The organism is Vibrio sp. S11_S32, from assembly GCF_014694465.1.
GTDB lineage: Bacteria > Pseudomonadota > Gammaproteobacteria > Enterobacterales > Vibrionaceae > Vibrio > Vibrio algicola.
Map to the genome: position 1 here is coordinate 1 of NZ_JAAUWS010000146.1, position 608 is coordinate 608.

The following is a 608-nucleotide window of genomic DNA, read 5'->3' on the forward strand; positions in this document are numbered from 1 at the left end:
ATTTAGGTTCTTTTTTTCTGCTCATGTGAAGATAATGAAGCATAAAAAGGATCGTTCAATAGGCAATTGTAGATCAAGTGATGATCGTCACATTCGCCTGTCAATAGGGTGCTGGTGAACGCTTACATAATGTTAATGATTTCTCGTCATCACCTAACCAACTCAAAAAACTAGTATCAGACAATTTAACAATCGTGGGTGTTGTTGTTCTAATATATTCGTCTGAAGCTGATGGTGGAGATTTTGGAGGGTTATAATAAAAGTATACTGCAACCCCAAGGCTGACTACTCCAAATATGGTGCCAATCGATCCTACCCAAAGCCCAATGTAACTAGCTTTACTCGGTATCGTCCATTTGTCATATTGTTTTTTGGTGACTTTCATTTCCCTAACCTTTCGTATGATATGCGCCACAAATATTACTGTTCATAAATACAGTGTCAATATTTATTTGTAGAGTTAATCTATACGTATGGAAGCTAACAGATAATTAGACTCCCTCTCCTCTGCTAAACTTAACCTGCTAAGCAATTTTTATTGGGAGTCAAACAGTTATGAATAATTCTACTATTATTGGTGTTGATTTAGCAAAAGATGTGTTTCAAGT

1 protein-coding gene is annotated in these 608 nt (G+C 35.9%); it reads right to left on the reverse strand.

What is annotated here, in order from left to right:
- Window positions 1-100: 100 nt before the first annotated feature.
- Entirely contained in the window at window positions 101-385 is a 285-nt protein-coding gene (locus HC723_RS17025; protein WP_190339945.1) for a hypothetical protein, read from the reverse strand.
- Window positions 386-608 lie beyond the last annotated feature (223 nt).

What these genes read in the sequence shown, in the direction of transcription:
- HC723_RS17025 (WP_190339945.1), bottom strand. Translation starts at nt 385, where the DNA reads ATGAAAGTCACCAAAAAACAATATGACAAATGGACGATACCGAGTAAA.